The following is a 22,266-nucleotide window of genomic DNA, read 5'->3' on the forward strand; positions in this document are numbered from 1 at the left end:
TATCATTTGTCAAACTTTAACTCCGAGTTAATTTGGTCTTATTTTCTAGTTTTTAAATCAGAAATAATGTATTCATATAAATCACCTCCACCAGTTTTTTTATCAATTTCATCTGCTATAAATAAGGTGTTATTGTCCTTAAAGCAAATGGCTTCTTTTTGAGAAAAATTATCAAGTTGATATGATGTTACTTTTCCTTCTAGAAAATTGTCTCCATGAAAATTTTCGAAAATCCAAACGGTATCATGTCCTAAAATGGCTACTTTTTTATGGTCTTGACTTATTGCAGCACTTGTAATTACGCAAGAATCATAATCGCTACAAGTTACAAATTTCCCAAGTAAAACGGCTTGATGATTTCCAGGAATATTTGGAATTTTATATAGAAAAGTTGTTCCGTCAAAGTTTTTACTTCTGTTTTTTGTTACCAAATAAAAGTGATTGTCCATTTCAAAAAACCCTTCGCAATCATAAAATAATTCCTTTTTGTTGGGCGGAAAATCGGTTTGTTCAGGATAATTAAATGTGATGGAATAATCTGATGCTACTTCAGATTTCCCAAGGTTTTCATTATTTATTTTAAAAATTGACAAGTCTTTTCGGTCGTTATCATTATTTCCAAAATCTCCGACATATAAATTTCCTTTGCTATCAGAAGTAATGTCTTCCCAATCGTTGTTTACAGCGTTAGTTATTGTAATTGTTTGCAAAGCTTCTCTATTTCGGTCAATTCCGTATATTTTATTAGGATTTCCGCTATCTTGGATTGCCCAAATTAAATCAGAATTAGGTACTGTTTTTATTCCCGAAACTTCCTTAATTTTTTTAGGAAATGAGAATAACAAGGCTTCTTTTTTAGTTGCAGTTGTACAAGAAACAAAAGCCAAAAGCAATAAATAATTTACTATTTTCATAAGTTTAAATTTTAATTTAATAAAGCTAGTGCTTATGATTCAACATTTTGCTTACATTTTCGAAAAGTTTTGGAAATTCTTGTTTGAATAAATGTGGTGATTCAAAATAATGTTCGATAATAACAGCTAAAAATTCAAACGGATTGGTGTAAGCATAAATCCTGAAATAATTGGAGTTGATTAATCGTTCACTATTAGCTGGATGAGCTACTTCTTTTCGAATTCTATCATACATTCTTGAAAAAATTATAGCACTTGTGTCTTGACTGTTCATCCCATGAAGATGAAGCACGTGAGCAAATTCATGGATTCCGAGATTTAAATTATCGTTTTTAATTTCGTAACCTGCTTTGAAATCTTCCCATGAAAAAACAATAGCTTTCATTCTCGGATTAAACTCACCTTTGTGATAAGCATCATTAATTTCTGAGTAATAAACCGAAGGATAGACTACTACTTTATCAATATTAGTATATAAATATTTCCTAAATCCGAAGGTTAGCATTACAGAAGTTGAAGCGATTAAAACCTGAACTTCGTCGGTTATAATAAAATCTTCTTTTCCGATGAATTCGTATCGTTCGATGAAAGTTGCAACGCGATGTTCGAAGTATTTTTTCTTTTTATCTGAGAGTGAATTGTAATAATCAAATTGCTTGTTTAAAACATAGGATTGATTAGCATCCAATGTTTTTACAGTTGGATAAAAATGAATGTAAAATGGTTTATTGAAAAGCACACCATATTTTTCCTCGATTACTGAGTAAACAACAAAGAAAAAATATACTGTTACAGCAGCAAAAAGAAGGTATAATATAATCAATTAAATAGGCTTTAGAAAATTAAAAGTTCTCAAATTTAGCTACTAAACATCCTAAACCATAACCTATTAAATAGATCACTACAAAAAATATTATTACAATGTTAATATAATAAAGAACTTCAAAGAATTTAGATTCTGATTTCTTTAATTTTAAATAGTTAGACAAACTTAAAAAATGATTATTTTTCATAATTATAAATTTATTTAGTGACCTCGGCAGGGTTGACTTCGTCCAACCTTAAAGCTCCGCTTTAAAAATGATTTATTCTACAAAAAGACACTTCAAGCAAGCTTGGTATCTTTTTCTAAAATAAATCATTCATTCGTGACCTCGGCAGGGTTCGAACCTGCAACCTTCGGAGCCGAAATCCGAAATTCTATCCAGTTGAACTACGAAGCCAATTTAGTGAAAAGTGAATAGCTAATTACTAATCACTTTTTACTAATTACTTATAAATTAAACTAATAATTTTTTAACAATAGCTGAAATCGTTTTTCCTTCTGCTTGTCCGCCGATTTGTGCTGAAGCTAATCCCATAACTTTTCCCATTGACGCGATTCCTGATGCTCCGGTTTCTGCAATGATTTTAGATACGATTGCTTCTACTTCAGCTTCTGAAAGTTGTGCTGGAAGGAATTTTTCGATTACAGTTATTTGCGCTAATTCTGGTTCAGCTAAATCCGGACGGTTTTGCGTTTTATATATTTCGGCGCTGTCTTTTCTCATTTTTACAAGTTTTTGTAAAATTTTGATTTCGTCAGCTTCTGAAATTTCTTCTTTTGAACCTGTTGCAGTTTGTGCTAACAATAATTCTGATTTGATAGCTCTTAATGCTTCCAATGCCACTGTATCTTTAGAACGCATGGCATCTTTCATTACGTCCATTATTTTTGATTGTAAACTCATTTTATATTAGATTTTTGATATTAGATATTAGATTTTATTCAAATGGATTGCTCTTTAGCCCTGATTGGAACAAGTATCCTTTTATTTTGTTGCCTTCGAGAGCCTCAGGCAACAAAATAAAAGATACTGTGGAAAGCAGGAAAATGGATTACAAAAATGCGCAAACCATTCGCTACTGAAACTCTTCAGCATGAATCCAAAAAGCCACACAAAGGTAAAAAAAATAACCCGAAATTTCAATTGAACTTTCGGGCTACCCATTTTTAATTAACTTATGATTAATCTACATTATCGTGTAAGAATGAATTGTTAGAACGTAACTGAATATCGTCGTTACTATCTGTTCCTAATGACATTCTTGAATTGTTGTTTAGGTTTTGATTTTCTGTTAAATCTACACCTAATCTTTTGTATGCTGGTTCTCTTTCAAGTTCGTCAACTCTCGATGGATTGTTGTGAAACTTGTAATTGAATTCTTTTAATTTACGTCTTCTTTCGTCGGCACGTAGTTTTAAAGTTTCTTCGATAGTCATTTCCATTGGAGAAATATCATCTGAATGTGTAGCGTAAGTTGGTTTTGCTGGCTCAGCTACTTTCATTGTGAAATTTAATGACTCTTCGATTGGCTCTTCCAACTTAGCAGCTGGTTTAGAACTCAACAAATCGTTTTCAATTTCCATATATTCTTCAAGAGAATATTTGATTACTCCGTTTTGATTTACTTCAGTTACTGGAACAAATTCAACGTGTTCGTTAACTTTAATATCTTTAGTTTCGGCAGATAAATCGAATATAATTCTGTCTTCTTCAACTTTGTTTTCAACTGTTTTAGCAATTGGTAAATCGAAAGAGAATGTAATTTGCTCTTCTTCTCTTGCTACAACTTGTGGCTCAACAACTTTAATTTCATTAACTGCTGGAGTTGTGAAAGTAAAATCGATATCTTTTATAGGCGAAACGATTTCGAAAGTTACATCTAAATTACGGATGAAGTCGTTCATCGCAATTAGTTCGTTTTCGTTTACTTTTGCTACAACTGGTTCTGGTTTCACTTCGTCTTCAATTAATTCGAAAACAATTTTTTCTTCTTTTACTTCGGCAGTTACTTCAATTGGAGTCTCTACCTTCGGTTGAAAAAAATCAACTGGCTTTTGAGTTAAGTCATGAACTAACTTTTGCTCATCTTCTAGTGAATGAATGATTTTTTTAACTTCTGTATTTACGATTTCGTTTTGTTGTTCTACGTTGAAACCTGTTGCAATAATTGTAACTGCAATAGCATCACCATGAGCTTCATCTTCACCAACTCCCATAATAATATTGGCGTTGTGACCTGCTTCAGCTTGAATGTGGTCGTTGATTTCTCCGATTTCGTCAATAGTAATTTCGTTAGTACCCGAAACGATAAGCAACAATACGTTTTTAGCACCTGAAATTTTATTGTCATTCAATAATGGAGAATCTAAAGCAGAAATGATAGCGTCTTTAGCTCTATTTTCACCACTTGCAATTGCAGAACCCATAATAGCTGTTCCACTGTTTGCTAATACCGTTTTAGCATCTTTTAAATCGATATTTTGTGTATAGTGATGTGTAATTACTTCAGCAATTCCGCGTGATGCAGTTGCTAAAACTTCGTCAGCTTTAGAGAAACCTGCTTTGAAACCAAGATTTCCGTAAACTTCTCTTAATTTATTATTATTGATAACAATTAATGAATCTACTTGTTTTCTTAATCTTTCAACTCCTGCTAATGCTTGGTCTTGACGTACCTTTCCTTCAAATTGAAACGGAATTGTAACAATACCAACCGTTAGTATATCTCTTTCTTTAGCCAATTGAGCAATTACTGGAGCCGCACCTGTTCCTGTTCCTCCACCCATTCCTGCGGTGATGAAAACCATCTTGGTGTTGCTGTCCAACATTTTTTCGATATCATCGATACTTTCGATTGCTGATTGTTGTCCAACATCAGGATTTGCTCCTGCTCCTAACCCTTCTGTTAAGTTTACACCTAACTGTATTTTATTGGGTACAGGACTGTTTTGTAATGCCTGAGAATCAGTATTACAAACGATGAAATCTACACCTTTGATTCCTTGTTTGAACATGTGGTTGATTGCGTTGCTTCCACCGCCACCAACTCCGATAACTTTAATAACATTTGATTGATTTTTAGGTAAATCAAATGAGATGCTTCCAAATTCTGAGTTGCTTATCATACTATTTTGGTTTTGTTTGATTTTATTCTGTATTCTAGTTTTGTTTTTCTATTTAAGTCTAATATCTGATATTTTAAATCTAATATTAAATTACTCTGCGTTGTCTAAGAAATCTTTGATTTTATCAACATACTTATCAAAAAATGATTTTCTGATTTTTCCTTCTGTTGTTTCCACTTCTTTTTCAACTTTATTTTCAATTTGTTCTTCTTGTTGTTGTGTTACCTCTTGCACTTCTTCAACAACTGGTCTAGCAATTGGTCTTGGCTGCGGAATAGCTTGACTTACTTCTAATTTGTAAGCGCTTTGCGTATTGTTAGCTACACTATTCATTACTAATCCAACTGCTGTTGCAAATAATGGACTTGAAATATCTTCACTAGAATTTCCTGCCAAATGTTCGTTAGGGTAACCAATTCTAGTGTCCATTCCTGTGATGTATTCCACTAATTGTTTGATGTGTTGCAATTGCGCTCCACCACCTGTAAGAACTATTCCTGCAATCAATTTCTTTCTTGGATCTTCGTGACCGTAAACTTTGATTTCTGTAAAAACTTGCTCTATAATTTCAACCACACGTGCGTGAATGATTTTAGATAAGTTTTTCAAAGAAATTTCTTTTGGTTCTCTACCACGCAATCCTGGAATTGAAACAATTTCGTTGTCTTTATTTTCTCCTGGCCAAGCCGAACCAAATTTTACTTTTAATAATTCTGCTTGTTTTTCAATAATTGAGCAACCTTCTTTAATATCTTCTGTAATCACATTTCCTCCGAAAGGAATTACAGCTGTGTGACGAATGATTCCGTCTTTAAAAATGGCTAAATCTGTTGTTCCACCTCCAATATCTATTAAAGCAACACCTGCTTCTTTTTCTTCTTGACTTAAAACCGCATCTGCTGAAGCTAAAGGTTCCAATGTTAATCCAGATAATTCAATTCCTGAACTTTGGATACATCTTCCCACATTTCTGATAGAAGCTGCTTGACCTACAACAACGTGAAAACTTGCTTCCAATCGTCCACCATACATACCAATTGGTTCTTTGATTTCAGATTGTCCGTCGATTTTAAATTCTTGTGGCAACACGTGAATAATTTCTTCACCTGGCAACATCGCTAATTTGTTAACTTGATCAATTAGCAATTGAATGTCTTTGCCACTAATTACTTCTTCTGGATTACTTCTGCTGATATAATCCGTGTGTTGAATACTACGAATGTGTTGTCCGGCAATACCAACAACGCAATCATTAATTTTGTATCCTGAGTTTTCTTCCGCTTCTAAAACTGCTTGTTGGATGGATTGAATGGTTTGTGTAATATTATTTACAACACCACGAGCCACACCTAAACTTTTGGCTTTTCCAAGACCTAAAATTTCAAGTTTGCCGTATTCATTTTTCTTACCAATCATCGCTACGATTTTCGTAGTTCCGATGTCTAAACCAACTGCAATGTTTTCTCTGTTCTCCATATTGTCAACTAATTTGCTCGATACAATATTTATTCTATCTCTACTTTCTTGATTTTCTACTAGAAGTTATTTTGTACAAACAACTTGATGTGTAAATCTCAAATTTATTTTTTTATAATTATTTAGCATCGTATCTGAAACTGCTTTCTGAAAAAATGCTTTATAATTTTTAAATTTCTTTTCTTCATTCATCATTTTGCCAAACTCGATTTTAAAATCATAGTTCCTGTTGGTCATCATTAAGCTCGCATCAGGCAAAACTTGCACACCAATGATATTTTTTTTCAAAAATTCATCGTTGTAAATCATCTTCAAAACTTCGGATAATTTCTTCTTGTTTTTGTTGTCAATAACCCCCGAAATTAGCGGTACTCTAGCTGTACTTATATCAGAAAGTGGCATTCTATTTCCCTCATAATCAATATAGAACGAACCTTCCTCACTAAACACTCTTGCTATGGGTGTTTTTTGTTTCACCACCGCCTTTAGAACACCATCAACACTTACAAAAACTTCTGATTTTTCAACCATAGGATGTTTGTTGATAGAATTTTCCAATTTGTTCAAATTTAAGTCCGATTTTTCAATGGTTTTTACATCTGAACTATTTTCTATTAACAATTTATTAACCGATTCTTGTTTAACAAAATTGTTATTATCTCCAACAAAAATCACTTCCGATTTCTTTAATTTACGTTGTGAATTTCTATTTGACGTAAACGAATACAGAAAAACAACCAATGCAAACATTAGTATTAATCGGATATTGTTCCATTTTAGAAATTTCATAATTATTTATTTTTTTTCATCCAACTAAAGTTGGACGTTATTCAGCTAAAGCGGTTTTTATTGATGGTACTAATTCACCAATATCGCCTGCTCCTATCGTTACAATTATCTTCGCATCACTTTCCAAAATCGCGCCAATTAATGCCTCTTTTGAAACTAATTTTTTATTATCATTTGTCATTTTAGACATTAACCAAGAGGTTGTTATTCCTTCCATTGGTAATTCTCTTGCTGGATAAATATCTAACAAAAGAACTTCGTCAAATTGAGATAAACTTTTAGCAAAATCGTCTGCAAAATCTTTGGTTCTACTAAACAAGTGAGGTTGAAAAATTGCCAAAACTTTTTGATTTGGATATAATTCTCTCACTGCTTGATGAACAGCATTAATTTCTGTTGGATGATGTGCATAATCATCTATATAAACGCGATTTTTTGATTTTATTTGATACGAAAATCTTCTTTGTACACCTTTAAATGTAGCTAAAGCATTAGCAATGGACACGGTTGGGGTTCCATAAGTTTTGGCCATTGCTAAAGCCATTAGCGCATTCATTAAATTATGATGTCCAGGCAAACCAAAAGCAATATCTTTTATTATTTCTGTTGGTGTTTGAACGTCAAAAACATAAGCACTATTTTCTATTCGAATATTAAACGCTTTAAACGTAGCTTCTTCATTAATTGCTATGGTTAAACCTTCTAAATCCAATCCTTTTGGAACAAATATTTTGGTTTTATCTTGAACTTTATTTGCAAATTCTCTAAACGATTCTTCTATTGCAGAGGCGTCACCATAAATATCTAAATGATCCGCATCCATTGAGGTTACGCAAGCAATATTGGGATGCAAATGCAAGAACGATCTATCAAATTCATCGGCTTCAACAACGGTAATTGTTTTTCCGCTTCCGATTAAATTGGAATGATAATTTTCTACAATTCCACCAAGGAATGCTGTAACATCTGCTCCACTTTCATACATAATATGACCAAGAATACTTGATGTAGTTGTTTTTCCATGCGTTCCTGCTACTGCAAAACAAAACGTATCTTTTGTAATCAGACCAAGAACTTCGGCTCTTTTTTTAATGACATAATCTCTTTCTACAAAATAATTCCATTCTGAATGAGAAACTGGAACTGCTGGTGTAACAATTACTAAGGTATTTTCTACAAAATAACCTGAAGGAATTGCAGCAATTGAATCTTCAAAATGAATGTTCATTCCGCCAGCAATCAATTCGTCGGTTAACATCGTTGGTGTTTTATCGTAACCCGAAACATTTTTCCCAATATTTTGGAAATAACGAGCCAAAGCACTCATTCCGATGCCTCCAATTCCGATGAAATAGACGTTATGTATTTGATTTAAGTTCATATTGTTTTTTGTTTCAAGTTTTAAGTTTCAAGTTGGTAACCTGAAACTTTAAACATTAAACTAATTTTAATATCTGTTCAACTATATCTTTTGTTGCGTTTGGCTTGGCTAATTTCTTCATTTTTTCGCTTAAACTTTTTTGCAAATTCTCATCGTGAATTAGTTTATTGAAAACTGATTCGAATTTTTCGTCTAACTCACTTTCCTTTATTAGTAAAGCACCATTTTTATCTACAATTGCTTTGGCATTTTTTGTTTGATGATCTTCGGCTACATTTGGTGATGGAATAAAAATCGTTGGTTTTCCTACCAAACATAATTCGGAAACAGATGACGCTCCTGCGCGAGAAATCACGAAATCTGCTGCAGCATAAATCAAATCCATTCTATCAATAAACGAAACTACTTGAACATTCTCTATCTCAGAAAAATGTTTGTAATCTGCCATATATAAATTACCACATTGCCAAAATATTTGCAAATTATTATTTCGTAAAAAATCAAGTTCTTTTGCAATTAATTGATTGATTCTTCTTGCACCTAAACTTCCGCCAATGATTAATAATGTCTTTTTATTTTCATCTAAATTAAAATAAGACAAAGCTTCACTTCTTTTAGAATCAATATCTAAAATATCTTGACGTACTGGATTTCCTGTAAAAACAATTTTATCTTTTGGAAAAAATCGTTCTAAATTTTCATAAGCAACACAAATGGCATTAGCTTTTTTACTCAATAATTTATTGGTAATTCCTGGATAAGAATTTTGCTCTTGTATTACTGTTGGAATATTCAAACTATTGGCAACCTGCAATAATGGTCCGCTAGCAAATCCGCCTGTTCCGATGACAACATCTGGTTTGAACTTCTTAATTATCTTTCGAGATTTCCATAAACTATTAACTAATTTTAATGGAAACATGGCATTCTGTAACGTCAATTTTCTTTGTAAGCCTGCAATCCAAAGTCCTTCAATAGCATAACCTGATTGAGGCACTTTTTGCATTTCCATTTTATCTTGCGCGCCTACAAAAAGGAACTCAGCATCTGGAAAACGCGATTTTAATTCGTTAGCAATAGCTATTGCTGGATAGATATGTCCACCAGTTCCGCCACCACTTAATATGAATTTTAATTTTTTCATTTTTTTTTAGACACGAATTGCACGAATTTGCACGAATTCTTTAAACTTACTATTTCACTAATCTATTAACGTAAAACTCCGCTGAAGTTTTATTTATTATTTTTTCGCATTCCTTTTATGGCAAGCATTGGATTTTCTTCAATTGAAAAATCTTCCTCCATTATTTTGCCTTTGATTGATGCTTTCATTTGATTAACCTTTTCTTGGTTTTCATCAACTTCATCTTCTACACCATTCAATTCTCTATCGATGATTCTTTGTAAAACTTCATCTCTTTTTTTCTTTTCTTCAAGTTCTCTTTCGGCTTCTTCGAGTTCTTTTGCGATTTCCTCTTCTTTCTTGGTAACGCTTAGAATAATTCCGAGAGCGATACATGTCATCCAAACAGAACTTCCTCCAGAACTAATTAATGGTAAAGTTTGACCCGTGACTGGCAACAACTCGACTGCAACTGCCATATTAATTAACGCTTGAAATATTATTGGAAAACCGAGTCCGACGACGACTAATTTTCCGAAAAGCGAATTGGCTTTGTGCGATGCTACAACAAAACGGAACAACAATAAAAGATAAATTGAAATTATTGTAATGGCTCCAAAAAGTCCAAATTCTTCTACAATTATGGCAAAAATAAAATCGGAAGATGATTGAGGCAAGAAATTCTTTTGAACACTTTTCCCTGGTCCAAGTCCGTAGATTTCACCTGATGCAATTGCGATTTTCGCTTTTTCAATTTGATAATCATCTTCATCTGGTTTGTCACTTGTAAAATTGTCTATACGACTAATCCAAGTATCCACACGATTAGGAAAAGCATCTGGAAATTTTTTAGCAATTAGAATGAAAAACAATCCACAAAGCAATCCTGTTCCAAGAATAATTCCGATATATTTTAATGGGTATTTACCAATAAAAGTTAGCATAATAACCATTGAAAAAATCAATGCTGCTGTTGAAAAGTTCGCAGGAAAAATCAATCCGACAGTTACAAATACTGGCAACCATAGTTCTAGAAGCGATTGTTTAAAATCGGGTGCAACTTCTCTTTTTTTGGACAAATACCTTGCTACAAAAATATACAACACAATTGCTGCAAATGTTGATGTTTGAAAAGATATTCCAATGAATGGAATTTGAATCCAACGACTGGCATTTGCTCCGTCAATTACAGTTCCTTTTACCAAAGTATAGACTAACAAAACCCAAACAATTGGCAATGCAATTCGTGAAATCCCTCTAAAATAATGATAGGGAATTTTATGAACTTGATAAATTATTACAAATCCAATCGTAATATGAATAGCATGCTTTAGCAAATAGGTCAAGGCATTTCCTGAGCCATGTCGCATGTAAGCCAAATTACTACTCGCACTAAAAACAGGCATAAATGAGAACAGCGCCAAAAGAGCAACAAATGCCCAAATGACTTTATCTCCGTGTAGTCTGCTTATTAGTTGTTTCATAATTTAGTTTATGAGTTTAATGGTTTAAGAGTTTAAAAGTTCTATAAATTTCTTACTTCTCTTTTAAATTGATTTCCTCTGTCTTCGTAGTTTTGAAATAAATCGAAACTTGCGCAAGCTGGAGACAATAGAACAGTGTCGCCTTTTTCTGCGATGTGTCTTGCTGTATTTACTGCATCGTGCATATTATCTACTTCAACCATCATATCTACAACATTTCCGAAAGCGTCAATTATTTTCTTGTTATCAACACCAAGACAGATAATTGCTTTTACTTTTTCGTGAACTAATGGCATTAATTCGGCATAATCATTTCCTTTATCAACACCTCCAACAATCCAAACGGTTGGCGTTGTCATGCTATCTAAAGCAAAAAAAGTTGCGTTAACATTTGTTGCTTTACTATCATTAATGTATTGCACGTTGTGAATTTTTAGCACTTTTTCTAAGCGATGTTCAACACCTTGAAAATTAGACAAACTCTCGCGAATGGTTTGTTTTCTGATGCGCAAAATATTCGCTACAGAAGTTGCTGCCATTGCATTTTTCATGTTGTGTTTTCCTTCAAGTGCGATGTTTGCCGTTTCCATTAAAAACTCTTCTTGGTTGATGTTGATTTCCATAGTGTTGTTGTTTAAAAATGCTCCGTTTTCAATTGATTTTGATATTGAAAATGGAATTAATTGTGCTTTTACTTTGTTATTTTTTAACCAATTTCCGATGGCTTCATCATCTGCATCATAAATGAGATAATCTTCTTCGGTTTGATTCATTGTTATTCTAAATTTGGATGCGATATAATTTTCATATTTATAATCGTATCGATCTAAATGATCTGGACTTATGTTTGTAATTATGGCAATATGTGGCTTATAATTTATGATTCCATCTAACTGAAAACTGCTTAACTCTAACACATAAGAATCGTAATTTTCTTCAGCAACTTGCCATGCAAAACTTTTTCCAATATTCCCACCTAATCCTACATTCAATCCGCCTTCTTTTAGCAAATGATACGTCAACATTGTTGTTGTTGTTTTGCCATTACTTCCCGTGATTCCTATGGTCATTGCTTTTGTAAAATCATTAGCAAATTCAATTTCAGAAATCACTGGAATTCCCTTTTCGATTAGCTTTTTTACAATTGGAGCTTTTTCTGGAATCCCTGGACTTTTCATTACTACATCAGCATTTAGAATTTTATCTTCTGTATGCTGTTCGTCTTCCCATTGTATTTCATATTGATTAAGAACGTCTCTATAATTGTCTTTAATTTTTCCGAAATCAGAAACAAAAACGTCATATCCTTCTTTCTTTCCTAGAATTGCTGTTCCAACTCCACTTTCGCCTCCTCCAAGAATTACTAATCGTTTCATTATCTCAATTTCAAGGTTACAATTGCAACAATTGCTAACAAGATGGTTACAATCCAAAAACGAGTTACAATTTTACTTTCATGGTATCCTTTTTTCTGATAATGATGGTGTAATGGCGACATTAAGAAAATTCTTCTTCCTTCGCCAAAACGCTTTTTGGTGTATTTGAAATAAGATACCTGAATAATTACTGAGGCGCTTTCGGCAAAGAAAATAGCACATAAAACCGGAAGTAACATTTCTTTTCTTACCGAAATTGCTAAAACCGCTATAATCCCACCAATGGTTAAACTTCCTGTATCACCCATAAATACTGATGCTGGATAAGAATTATACCAAAGAAATCCGATTAAAGCTCCAACGAAAGAAGCAATAAAAATGGTCATCTCACCTGAATTTGGGATATACATAACATTCAAGTAATTTGACAAAATGATATTACCTGAAATAAATGTGAAAATACCGAGCGCGAGAACTGATATTGCTGATGTTCCTGCGGCTAAACCATCAATTCCGTCGGTTAAATTGGCACCATTTGAAACTGCTGTAATAATGAAGATTACAATTGGAATGAATACCAACCAAGCCCAATTTTGATAATCATCTGTGAATGGTTTTAGGATTTGAGCATAATCCAATTCGTTATTTTTTGTAAACGGAATTGTTGTTGTTGTTGCCTTAATTTCCTTTGCAGGTTGTGAAATTGTATTTCCAGTTTGGTTGAAAGTGATAGGCGTTGCTGACTTCTCACGAACTGTAACTGCTGGACTAAAATACAATACTGAACCCACTATAATTCCCAAACCAACTTGACCTATAACTTTAAAAATTCCTTTTAAACCTTGTTTGTCTTTTTTGAAAATTTTTATATAATCGTCAATAAAACCTATAGTTCCCATCCAAAGTGTAGTCACAATTAGAAGAATGATATAAATATTATTCAATTTAGTCAATAACAAAACTGGAATCAAGGTTGCAAAAATGATGATTAATCCACCCATTGTTGGCGTACCTGCTTTTTGTGTTTGACCTGCTAAACCAAGTTCACGAACAGTTTCACCAACTTGTTGATTTCTCAAAAAAGTGATAATTTTTTTTCCGTAAACTGTTGACAATAGCAATGATAACATCAACGCTAGAGCTGAACGAAATGTGATATATTGAAACACTCCTGTTCCGGGAATGTCAAGTGTTTTGTCTAAATATTCAAATAAGTAGTATAACATATCTTCTTTTTTTAAATTCCAATTTTTAAATTCCAAATTCCAATCGTTGGGTTTTGGAATTTTAATTTTTGGAGTTTTACTATTTGTTCATTTGTTCTAAAAATTCTTTAACCATTTTCATATCATCAAAATCATGGCGAACACCTTGAATTTCTTGATAGGTTTCGTGACCTTTTCCTGCAATTAGAATAATATCATTGGCGTTTGCTAATTGACAAGCAGTTTTTATAGCCTGTTTTCTATCTTCAATAGAAAGTGATTTTTTGAAATTTTGTGGTTCAACACCTGCTTCCATTTCGGCGATAATCGTTGACGGATTTTCAGTTCGTGGATTGTCAGAAGTGATGATAACTTTATCGCTCATTTCCGTGGCAATGTTGGCCATTATAGGTCTTTTCGTTTTGTCTCTATCACCACCACAACCTACAATGGTTATCAATTGTTCGTTTTTTGTACGAATATCATTAATGGTTTTTAGTACATTTTCTAAAGCATCCGGCGTATGTGCATAATCTACAATAGCTGTAATCTTATCGTTGGAAACAATAAACTGAAAACGACCTGAAACACTTTCTAATTCTGATAGTAATCTCAAAACTTCAAGCGATTCTAATCCTAATTCAACAGCTGTTCCATAAATTGCGAGTAAATTATAGGCGTTAAATGTTCCGATAAGTTTTACCCAAACCTCATTTTCATTAATTTTAAGCAACAATCCTGAAAGTTGATTTTCAAGAATTTGAGCTTTATAATTAGCATAGGATTTCAAGGCATAAGTCAATTTTCTTGCATTAGTATTTTGAAGCATCACCGCTCCATTTTTGTCATCAACATTGGTTAATGCGAAAGCTGATTTTGACAAATGATCAAAAAACGATTTTTTAACATCGCGGTATTCTGCAAAAGTTGGATGATAGTCTAAATGATCGTGCGATAAATTAGTAAAAACGCCACCTTCAAACTGCAATCCTTCTGTACGTTTTTGATGAACACCATGTGAACTCACTTCCATAAAACAATAGTCGCAACCGATTTCAATCATTTCATTTAAAAAATAATTGATGGTTAAAGAATCTGGTGTTGTGTGTGTTGCTTTATGTTCAACATCATTAACCATTATTTTTACTGTGGAAAGCAAACCAACTTTGTATCCTGCTTTTTTGAATAATTGGTATAAAAGTGAAGCAATAGTCGTTTTACCATTGGTTCCTGTGATTCCAACTAAACGTAATTTTGAGGATGGATTATCATAATAATTGGAAGCCATAAAAGCCAAAGCCGAATTAGTATCTTTAACTTGAATGTAAGTAATTCCGGTAATGATTACTTCTGGCAATGTATCACAAACAATTACAACTGCACCTAGATTAATAGCTTTTTCTATAAAATCGTGACCATTAGAAACTGTTCCACGGATGGCTACAAAAACGTCGTTTTCTTGAATTTTTCTCGAATCGAATTCGATTTTATTCACAGCGATTTCCGTTGAACCTTTTACAGCTTCAATAGCAACTTTATATAATATGCCTTTTAAAACGATCACGATAATTCTAGTGTTATGATTGTATTTTTGATAATAGGTTGTCCGGCTTGAATCGACTGATTTTTCACTTTTCCAATTCCTTTTACTTTTACTTTAATTCCTAAATTTTCTAAAAGAGCTACTGCATCCATTCCTGGCATTCCTTTTAGATTAGGAATTGTATTTTTTACATTTTGTGCTTTTGTAAAATATTCTTGATATTTAGTTTCTTGTTTAGCTACTTTTTTATCAAGATTTTTTATTTCATTTGTTGATGGTGCGTCGGTAAAAATCTTTTGTGCGATTCTCTTGAAAACTGGTCCCGCAACGTCTGCACCATAATAATTATTCATTGAAGTGTTTGGTTTGTGAACTACTACAATGCAAGAATACTTTGGCTGTTCTGCTGGAAAATAACCTACAAATGATGAAATATAATATTTATCACTTCCACCATTAGTTCCATAACCTGCCGCAGCAGTTCCTGTTTTTCCTGCCATTGAAAAATCTTTAGAATACAATTTTGCAGCCGTTCCTCTTTTTACAACATTGGCTAAAAGCGCTTTTAATTTTTTGATGGTAGCATCAGAACAAATCTTCGGATTGATAATTTGTTTATCGTATTTCTTGATGGTTTTATTCCATTCTTTAATTTCAGAAACGAATTGTGGCTTTACCATTACTCCGTTATTTGCAATAGCATTGTATAATGTCAAAGTCTGTAAAGGCGTTACTGCAACGTTATATCCAAAAGCCATCCAAGGCAATGTATTAGCGTTCCAACTATCTTCTGAAGGCTGATGAACGATTGGTTTCCCTTCACCTTGAAATGGTAATCCAAGAGGTTTGTTTAGTCCAAGATTATTGATTCTGTTTACAAATTGTTCTGGATTATTTTTATAATTTTCGTAAACTGCTTGAACTAAAATAGTATTAGATGAAACCTCAAAACCTTTTCCAAGAGAAATTTTCCCATACCCGCCTTCATGTGAGTCACGAACTTTTTTTCCTCTATAAACAATCGTTCCACCATTACTATCATAAACCTTTGATGTATCAACTTTGTTATCATCTAAAAGCGCAATCATATCAACCAATTTAAAGGTTGAGCCTGGTTCGTGCGATTCTGCTACAGTATAATTTATAGTTTCATAATAATTACCTGATTTTTCGTCTCTACCTAAATTGGAAATCGCTTTAACTTGACCTGTTTTGGTTTCCATTACCACAACGCAACCGTGTTCAGCGCCATATTCTTCTAACTGCTTTAACAAAGCGTGGTGTGCAATATCTTGAATGTAAACATCAATGGTAGAAATTACATCGTAACCATCTTGTGGATCAACTTCGTTTTGATCACGAATAGGTTTCCATTGTCCTTTTGCAATTTTTTGCTTTAAAACTTTTCCGTCCTTTCCGTTAAGATATTTACCAAAAGCTCCTTCGATTCCGACTCTTTTTTGAACTCCATTTTCATCGATTCTATCATATCCGATGGTTCTTTCTGCGATTTTACCGATTGGATGTTCGCGAACTGTTTTTTGCTCTACAATAATTCCACCTTTGTAAGCACCTTTATTGAAAAGTGGAAATTTTTTAATTTTTGAATATTCCGTATAACTTAAATCCTCAGCAATTAAAGTATATCTGCTTTTATTGGCACGAGCTTTTCTCAATAATGATTGATAATGCGAAGTAGGTTTTCCTAATAATTTTGACAAACTCATTGCAAGTGAATCGGCTTTGCTTTCGAAATCTTCTGATTTTGGCGCAACAGCATCAAAACGAATAGTATAATTAGGAATTGAAGTCGCTAACAAACTACCATCTGATGAATAAATATTTCCTTTATTCGCTGGAATTACGAAAGTTTTAACCGTTCTATCTTTAGCCAATTTTCTATAATAGTCACCTTCTACCCACTGTATATTAGTAAGTTTTATGGTTATCGCCAACGCCATCAAAAAGATGATGAACGCCATCAGATAAATTCTGTAAGAGATATTTTTATCTTCTACTGCCATATTTTTTTAAAGAAACTTTTTTCTTCTGGTTGTTTAACTTTTATTTTTTGTGGTGGAACCTGAGACGGAAATATATTTCTAGCCTCCATCTTTTTTGAAACCGTAGATTCCATTTTTAACTTCATTAACTCCGAACGTCTGTCAACAAATTCTGAACGTAATTCTTTTACTTCGTTTGTCAAATCAGCGATTTTGAATATTTTTTGTTCAAATCGGTGGGTGTTAGCAATCATGATTATGGCAAGTACAATTAAAAACACAATGAAACGCCAATTTTTAGTAGCGTCTTCATTGACAAGAAATCTTGCTTTTAATATGTTATAAATTCCAATTTTCATTTTCTCAGTTGTCTGTTTTCAGTTTTCAGTTTTCAGTTACTTTGCAGTCTGAATTCTGACATCTGAATACTATTTCTTTTCTGCTATTCTTAGCTTTGCGCTTCTTGCACGATTGTTGATTTTTATTTCTTCTTCTGTTGGAACAATTAGCTTTCCTATTAATTTGAATGGAACTGAAAAATTTCCGAAGAAATCGCGTTCTGGTTCACCTTCAAACAATCCGTTTTTCATGAATCTTTTTACCAATCTATCCTCTAAAGAATGATAGGAAATCACACTTAATCTTCCTTCGGGTTTTAAAATATCTAAAGATTGTTCTAGGAATTCTTTCAAAACATCCATTTCTTGATTCACCTCAATTCTAATAGCTTGATAGATTTGAGCCAAAATTTTATTTTTAAATTGTTCTGGCAAAAAACGTTGCAAAACCAATTTCAATTCATCGGTTGTATCAATAGATTTTATTTCTCTTGCTTCAATAATTGTTCTTGCTAATGCTGGAGCAACTTTTAATTCACCATAATCAAGAAAAACTCTTTTTAAATTGACATCATCATATTCATTGATAATTTTATGAGCATTCAATTCATTTCTTTTGCTCATCCTCATATCCAAATCGGCATCAAAACGCGTTGAAAAACCTCTTTCTGGAACATCAAATTGATGTGATGAAACTCCTAAATCAGCTAAAATTCCGTCTACTTGTTTGATTCCGTGAAATCTTAAAAAACGTTTGATGTATCTAAAATTTTCTTGAATCAATGTGAATCTTTCATCTGGCAATGCGTTTTCCCAAGCATCTTCATCTTGATCAAACGCAAACAATTTTCCGTTTGGACCAAGGCGACTCAAAATTTCTCTTGAATGTCCGCCACCACCAAAAGTGACATCCACATAAACACCATCTGGAATACAATTTAAACCGTCAACTGTTTCTTTTAATAATACTGGATTATGATATTCCATTGTCGTCATCATTTACATTTCCCATTACGTCTTCTGCCAAATCAGCAAAATCTCCAACAGAATCATCTATAGCTTTTTCATATAAATCTTTATCCCAAATCTCAACAATATTTACTGTTGAAGACAACACAATATCTTTAGTAATTTGAGCAAAATTGGTTAAATCTTTAGGAACTAGAAGACGTCCTAAAGCATCGATTTCAACCACTTTTACTCCGGCTTGAAAACGACGAATGAAGTCATTATTTTTCTTTACAAATCGATTGAGTTTGTTCACTTTTTGCATCATTAAATTCCACTCTGCCATTGGATAAAGTTCCAAACATGGCTGAAAAACAGAACGTTTCAAGACAAAACCGTCTTGAAGCGAAGCAGCAAGTTGTTTCTTCAAAGGTGCAGGCAAAAGCAGCCTTCCTTTGACGTCAACTTTACATTCGTATGTTCCGATTAATGAGTTCAACTAAATAGTTTTTAATGATAATGAGCAAAAATATAAAATAATTCTCCACATTTTACCACATAACCCCACTTTGTTAATAAGTTTTACCACTTTTAGATTTTTGTTAATTACTTTAAAACCAAACCAACTTTGAATAATAATTAACAAAACATTTAGAATCGTTGATTTAACGCAATAAATTGACACTCAAACAGATTTAGTTGCGAAATATTTAATAAAAAGTTAGTTTTATAAAATTTGAAAAGGACTTAAAATGATTTGTTGAAATGTTGATAATTGTAAAAATTCATGAAGTGAAAGAGCATTAAGAAATTGACAAATTCTTCCAAATAAAAGAGGATTAGTTTTGAATTAATATTTAAAAACTTATATTTGTAACAATTGAAAAAATGAGCCAAAGAATATGGATTTAAACGCAGTAAAAGACAAAAAATACAATTACATTGAAGTTGGAGAAGGAACTCCAATTGTTATTTTGCATGGCTTAATGGGTGGATTGAGTAACTTTGAAGGAGTTGCCAAACATTTTTCACAAAAAGGATATAAAATCGTTATTCCAGAATTACCACTTTACACACAAAATATTTTAAAAACCAACGTTAAAGCTTTTGCAAAATATGTGAAAGACTTCATCACTTACAAAGGTTTTGACCGAGTAATTCTTTTAGGAAATTCACTTGGTGGACACATTGCCTTATATCATACAAAAATGTATCCTGAAAAAGTTGCCGGACTTGTAATAACAGGAAGTTCAGGGCTTTATGAAAGCGCAATGGGTGATAGTTACCCAAAAAGAGGTGATTATGAATACATTAAAAAGAAAGCAGAAGCTGTTTTTTATGATCCAAAAGTAGCAACAAAAGAAATGGTTGACGAAGTTTTTGGCGTTGTAAATGACAGAATTAAAGTAATAAAAACACTTACAATTGCCAAAAGTGCTATTCGTCACAACATGGCAAAAGATTTACCAAAAATGCATGTGAAAACCTGTTTGATTTGGGGTAAAAATGATGCTGTAACTCCACCAGAGGTAGCTGAAGAATTCCATAAATTAATGCCAAATTCAGATTTATATTGGATTGATAAATGTGGACATGCTGCTATGATGGAACATCCAGACGAGTTCAATAGATTGCTTGAAATTTGGTTGACAAAAGAGCATTTGTAAGATTAAAATGATTCTGATTGAATCAAAAAAAATATCATGAAAATTAATACCGCCGAATTTATAATTAGTAATTCAGATGTGAGTAAATGTCCTTTAGAACGTTTGCCTGAATATGCTTTTATTGGTCGTTCTAATGTTGGGAAATCATCATTGATTAACATGTTGACCAATCATAAAAATTTGGCAAAAACATCAGGAAAACCAGGAAAAACTCAGTTGATAAATCACTTTAAAATTAATTCTAATTGGTTTTTGGTTGATTTACCTGGATATGGTTATGCAAGAGTTTCTAAAAAAACAAAAGAAGTTTTTCAGGAATTTATTACCGATTATTTTGAACAAAGAGAACAGTTGGTTTGCGCTTTTGTATTAATAGACATTCGACTTGAAGCACAAAAAATTGATTTAGAATTTATAGAATATTTAGGCGAAACAGAAGTTCCGTTTTGTATTATTTTTACTAAAGCAGACAAAATTAGTAAAGGAAAAGTCGCTGCTCATATTGCTGCTTATCGTAAAGAATTGTTAGCAAACAATTGGGAGGAAATGCCACAACATTTTGTAACCTCATCTACAGAAGGAACCGGAAAAGAAGAACTTTTACAATTTATTGATGGTGTAAATCAAGAGGTATTTAAAGAAATGAATGAGTTTTAAATAAACAAAAAATGGTTCGCAAATTGCGAACCATTTTTTTATCCTTTTAACTCTAATTTCTCGGCAAAATAATCAGTGAAATCTCTCATGGTTGATGCCATTTTTTCATCTTGTGTAGCTCTTTCAAAAGTATCAGCCATTGCTACTAGCGTTTGATGGAAAAAGATTTTCATCTCATCAACAGGCATGTCTTTTGTCCATAAATCAATTCGCAAAGTTTCTTTGGAGTTGCTATCCCAAATTGACAAAAGCATAGCTTTAGCTTCTTCAAGCTCTACACCACCATCTTGAGCTGTCCATGTTAGTTTATCTGGAACACGATTTTCATCAAGTTCTACTACAAATTTTATTTCTGATGTGATTTTATTACTCATTCTTTTTTGGTTTGTATTTTGATAATTCGAAAATATCTTTTTCGTTCATTTTTATTAAATCTTGGATGGTTACCTTTGGATTGTTTTCCATAAAAGAACGAACAATTTGCCATCCAACCCATTGCCCAATTCTACCTGGAGACTCGTTATCTATTTCTAAATAAAACTTAGAAAACGGAGCCACATTTATAAAACGATTAGCCAATTTAGAATCGGTGCTGTATAACAACTTATCGTTTACAAAATATTCCCAAATATAACTTTCATTTTCTTTACTCCATTTTATTTGGTCTTCAGAATAGCCAATTCTTTCGGCATCTGAATATTCTGGAAGTAAAATATCTTTTAAATAAAGTTCTTTTCCAGAGCTTATCATCATTGAAAGCAAATCTTTATCTTTTGGATTAGGCAAAACGCCAAAAGCAAAGCTAGAAACAATGTCTGGAAGCATCTGTCTTTGTTCGAAATTTTGTCTCAAGTAAGCTGGAAACTCACCATAAAACTTATGGTCTTTCCCTAAGTATAATTCTAAAGCAATTACTAATTTATCATTTGCATAAATCGCTTTACTATTATTATCCATTTCAGAAATTACCGTGTAGATTGTTGGCGTTTTAATTGTTGGAAAATAATATTTGATATGTTTAAATAAATCTTCAATTTCAGATTGCTGCGTACCAAAATTTTTATATTTTTTCTCCACTTCTTGATACAATTCTCTCCATTGTGGATGTTGCATTTTATCAATCCAAACCGCATCTGGTGTGCCTTCAGGGAAAAAATCTGGATATTCAGCTTTTACATCAGCCAAATTTTCAGGTTTTGCATCAAAGAAAGCCTGTTCGAAACGAACTACTTTCATTTCGACTGGAATTTCTTCAACTGCTTTTTCTACCTTACTTTTGTTATCGCAAGAAAAAAGTAAAAGTCCAATTGTTGCTAGATAAAAATATTTTTTCATGTTTTATTTTAATATTTTTGCAAATATACATTGAAGTCTTTTAAACTTTTTTCAATTGGCTGTAAAATTGTATTT

20 protein-coding genes and 1 tRNA gene are annotated in these 22,266 nt (G+C 32.6%); 2 read left to right on the forward strand and 19 right to left on the reverse strand.

Features of this window, described 5'->3' with window-relative positions:
- Positions 1–38 precede the first annotated feature (38 nt).
- The 17 genes from ACIQ06_RS05010 to mraZ form a co-directional block, all read right to left on the reverse strand.
- The gene (locus tag ACIQ06_RS05010; protein ID WP_396144174.1) at positions 39–914 is read right to left on the reverse strand and encodes a hypothetical protein; all 876 of its coding nucleotides are present in this window, start codon (positions 912–914) and stop codon (positions 39–41) included.
- Positions 915–939: 25 nt separating this feature from the next.
- The gene (locus tag ACIQ06_RS05015) at positions 940–1,737 is read right to left on the reverse strand and encodes a zinc-dependent peptidase (protein ID WP_396144175.1); all 798 of its coding nucleotides are present in this window, start codon (positions 1,735–1,737) and stop codon (positions 940–942) included.
- A gap of 326 nt (positions 1,738–2,063) precedes the next feature.
- A tRNA-Arg gene (locus tag ACIQ06_RS05020) sits at positions 2,064–2,137 on the reverse strand.
- Between the two features lie 57 nt (positions 2,138–2,194).
- The gene (locus tag ACIQ06_RS05025; RefSeq protein ID WP_396144176.1) at positions 2,195–2,644 is read right to left on the reverse strand and encodes a GatB/YqeY domain-containing protein; all 450 of its coding nucleotides are present in this window, start codon (positions 2,642–2,644) and stop codon (positions 2,195–2,197) included.
- Positions 2,645–2,922: 278 nt separating this feature from the next.
- Positions 2,923–4,866 (reverse strand): cell division protein FtsZ, encoded by a 1,944-nt coding sequence (gene ftsZ / locus ACIQ06_RS05030; protein WP_396144177.1) that lies wholly within the window; start codon positions 4,864–4,866, stop codon positions 2,923–2,925.
- A 90-nt stretch (positions 4,867–4,956) separates the two neighbouring features.
- Positions 4,957–6,342, reverse strand: a complete 1,386-nt coding sequence (gene ftsA / locus ACIQ06_RS05035; protein ID WP_344815437.1) for a cell division protein FtsA — start codon at positions 6,340–6,342, stop codon at positions 4,957–4,959.
- 66 nt (positions 6,343–6,408) lie between these two features.
- Positions 6,409–7,131 (reverse strand): cell division protein FtsQ/DivIB, encoded by a 723-nt coding sequence (locus tag ACIQ06_RS05040; protein WP_396144178.1) that lies wholly within the window; start codon positions 7,129–7,131, stop codon positions 6,409–6,411.
- A gap of 37 nt (positions 7,132–7,168) precedes the next feature.
- Entirely contained in the window at positions 7,169–8,512 is a 1,344-nt protein-coding gene (gene murC, locus ACIQ06_RS05045) for a UDP-N-acetylmuramate--L-alanine ligase (RefSeq protein ID WP_396144179.1), read from the reverse strand.
- 55 nt (positions 8,513–8,567) lie between these two features.
- Positions 8,568–9,656 carry an undecaprenyldiphospho-muramoylpentapeptide beta-N-acetylglucosaminyltransferase gene (gene murG / locus ACIQ06_RS05050; protein ID WP_396144180.1) on the reverse strand — a complete coding sequence of 363 codons (1,089 nt, stop codon included), beginning with the start codon at positions 9,654–9,656 and terminating at the stop codon, positions 8,568–8,570.
- Between the two features lie 89 nt (positions 9,657–9,745).
- On the reverse strand, positions 9,746–11,119 hold the full coding sequence (locus ACIQ06_RS05055) for an FtsW/RodA/SpoVE family cell cycle protein (RefSeq protein ID WP_396144181.1): 1,374 nt from the start codon (positions 11,117–11,119) through the stop codon (positions 9,746–9,748).
- 41 nt (positions 11,120–11,160) lie between these two features.
- A complete protein-coding gene (gene murD, locus ACIQ06_RS05060; RefSeq protein WP_396144182.1) occupies positions 11,161–12,495 on the reverse strand; it encodes a UDP-N-acetylmuramoyl-L-alanine--D-glutamate ligase in 1,335 nt (444 codons plus the stop codon).
- Positions 12,495–13,721: a phospho-N-acetylmuramoyl-pentapeptide-transferase gene (gene mraY / locus ACIQ06_RS05065; RefSeq protein WP_396144183.1), complete on the reverse strand. Its 1,227-nt coding sequence runs from the start codon at positions 13,719–13,721 to the stop codon at positions 12,495–12,497. Before mraY ends, murD begins: the two co-directional genes overlap by 1 nt.
- 79 nt (positions 13,722–13,800) lie before the next feature.
- Positions 13,801–15,264: a UDP-N-acetylmuramoyl-L-alanyl-D-glutamate--2,6-diaminopimelate ligase gene (locus ACIQ06_RS05070; RefSeq protein WP_396144184.1), complete on the reverse strand. Its 1,464-nt coding sequence runs from the start codon at positions 15,262–15,264 to the stop codon at positions 13,801–13,803.
- Positions 15,261–17,267 carry a penicillin-binding protein gene (locus tag ACIQ06_RS05075; protein ID WP_396144185.1) on the reverse strand — a complete coding sequence of 669 codons (2,007 nt, stop codon included), beginning with the start codon at positions 17,265–17,267 and terminating at the stop codon, positions 15,261–15,263. Before ACIQ06_RS05075 ends, ACIQ06_RS05070 begins: the two co-directional genes overlap by 4 nt.
- Positions 17,258–17,605 carry an FtsL-like putative cell division protein gene (locus ACIQ06_RS05080; RefSeq protein ID WP_298120636.1) on the reverse strand — a complete coding sequence of 116 codons (348 nt, stop codon included), beginning with the start codon at positions 17,603–17,605 and terminating at the stop codon, positions 17,258–17,260. Before ACIQ06_RS05080 ends, ACIQ06_RS05075 begins: the two co-directional genes overlap by 10 nt.
- 69 nt (positions 17,606–17,674) lie before the next feature.
- Positions 17,675–18,583, reverse strand: coding sequence for a 16S rRNA (cytosine(1402)-N(4))-methyltransferase RsmH (gene rsmH / locus ACIQ06_RS05085; RefSeq protein WP_396144186.1), 909 nt, complete (start codon positions 18,581–18,583; stop codon positions 17,675–17,677).
- Entirely contained in the window at positions 18,558–19,031 is a 474-nt protein-coding gene (gene mraZ, locus ACIQ06_RS05090; RefSeq protein WP_344815447.1) for a division/cell wall cluster transcriptional repressor MraZ, read from the reverse strand. Before mraZ ends, rsmH begins: the two co-directional genes overlap by 26 nt.
- Positions 19,032–19,434: 403 nt before the next feature.
- Between mraZ and ACIQ06_RS05095 the strand changes: the two genes are divergently transcribed.
- Both ACIQ06_RS05095 and yihA read left to right on the forward strand, forming a co-directional pair.
- Entirely contained in the window at positions 19,435–20,199 is a 765-nt protein-coding gene (locus tag ACIQ06_RS05095; RefSeq protein ID WP_344815448.1) for an alpha/beta hydrolase, read from the forward strand.
- A gap of 36 nt (positions 20,200–20,235) precedes the next feature.
- Positions 20,236–20,856: a ribosome biogenesis GTP-binding protein YihA/YsxC gene (yihA, locus tag ACIQ06_RS05100; protein WP_396144187.1), complete on the forward strand. Its 621-nt coding sequence runs from the start codon at positions 20,236–20,238 to the stop codon at positions 20,854–20,856.
- Positions 20,857–20,894: 38 nt separating this feature from the next.
- Here the strand turns inward: yihA and gldC are convergent, their stop codons facing one another.
- Positions 20,895–21,230, reverse strand: a complete 336-nt coding sequence (gene gldC / locus ACIQ06_RS05105; RefSeq protein ID WP_396144188.1) for a gliding motility protein GldC — start codon at positions 21,228–21,230, stop codon at positions 20,895–20,897.
- Positions 21,223–22,191 carry a gliding motility lipoprotein GldB gene (gene gldB, locus ACIQ06_RS05110; RefSeq protein WP_396144189.1) on the reverse strand — a complete coding sequence of 323 codons (969 nt, stop codon included), beginning with the start codon at positions 22,189–22,191 and terminating at the stop codon, positions 21,223–21,225. The genes gldC and gldB overlap by 8 nt, the downstream gene beginning before the upstream one ends.
- Between the last annotated feature and the right edge of the window lie 75 nt (positions 22,192–22,266).

The sequence above is a fragment of the Flavobacterium sp. genome (genome assembly GCF_044341265.1).
Classification (GTDB): domain Bacteria; phylum Bacteroidota; class Bacteroidia; order Flavobacteriales; family Flavobacteriaceae; genus Flavobacterium.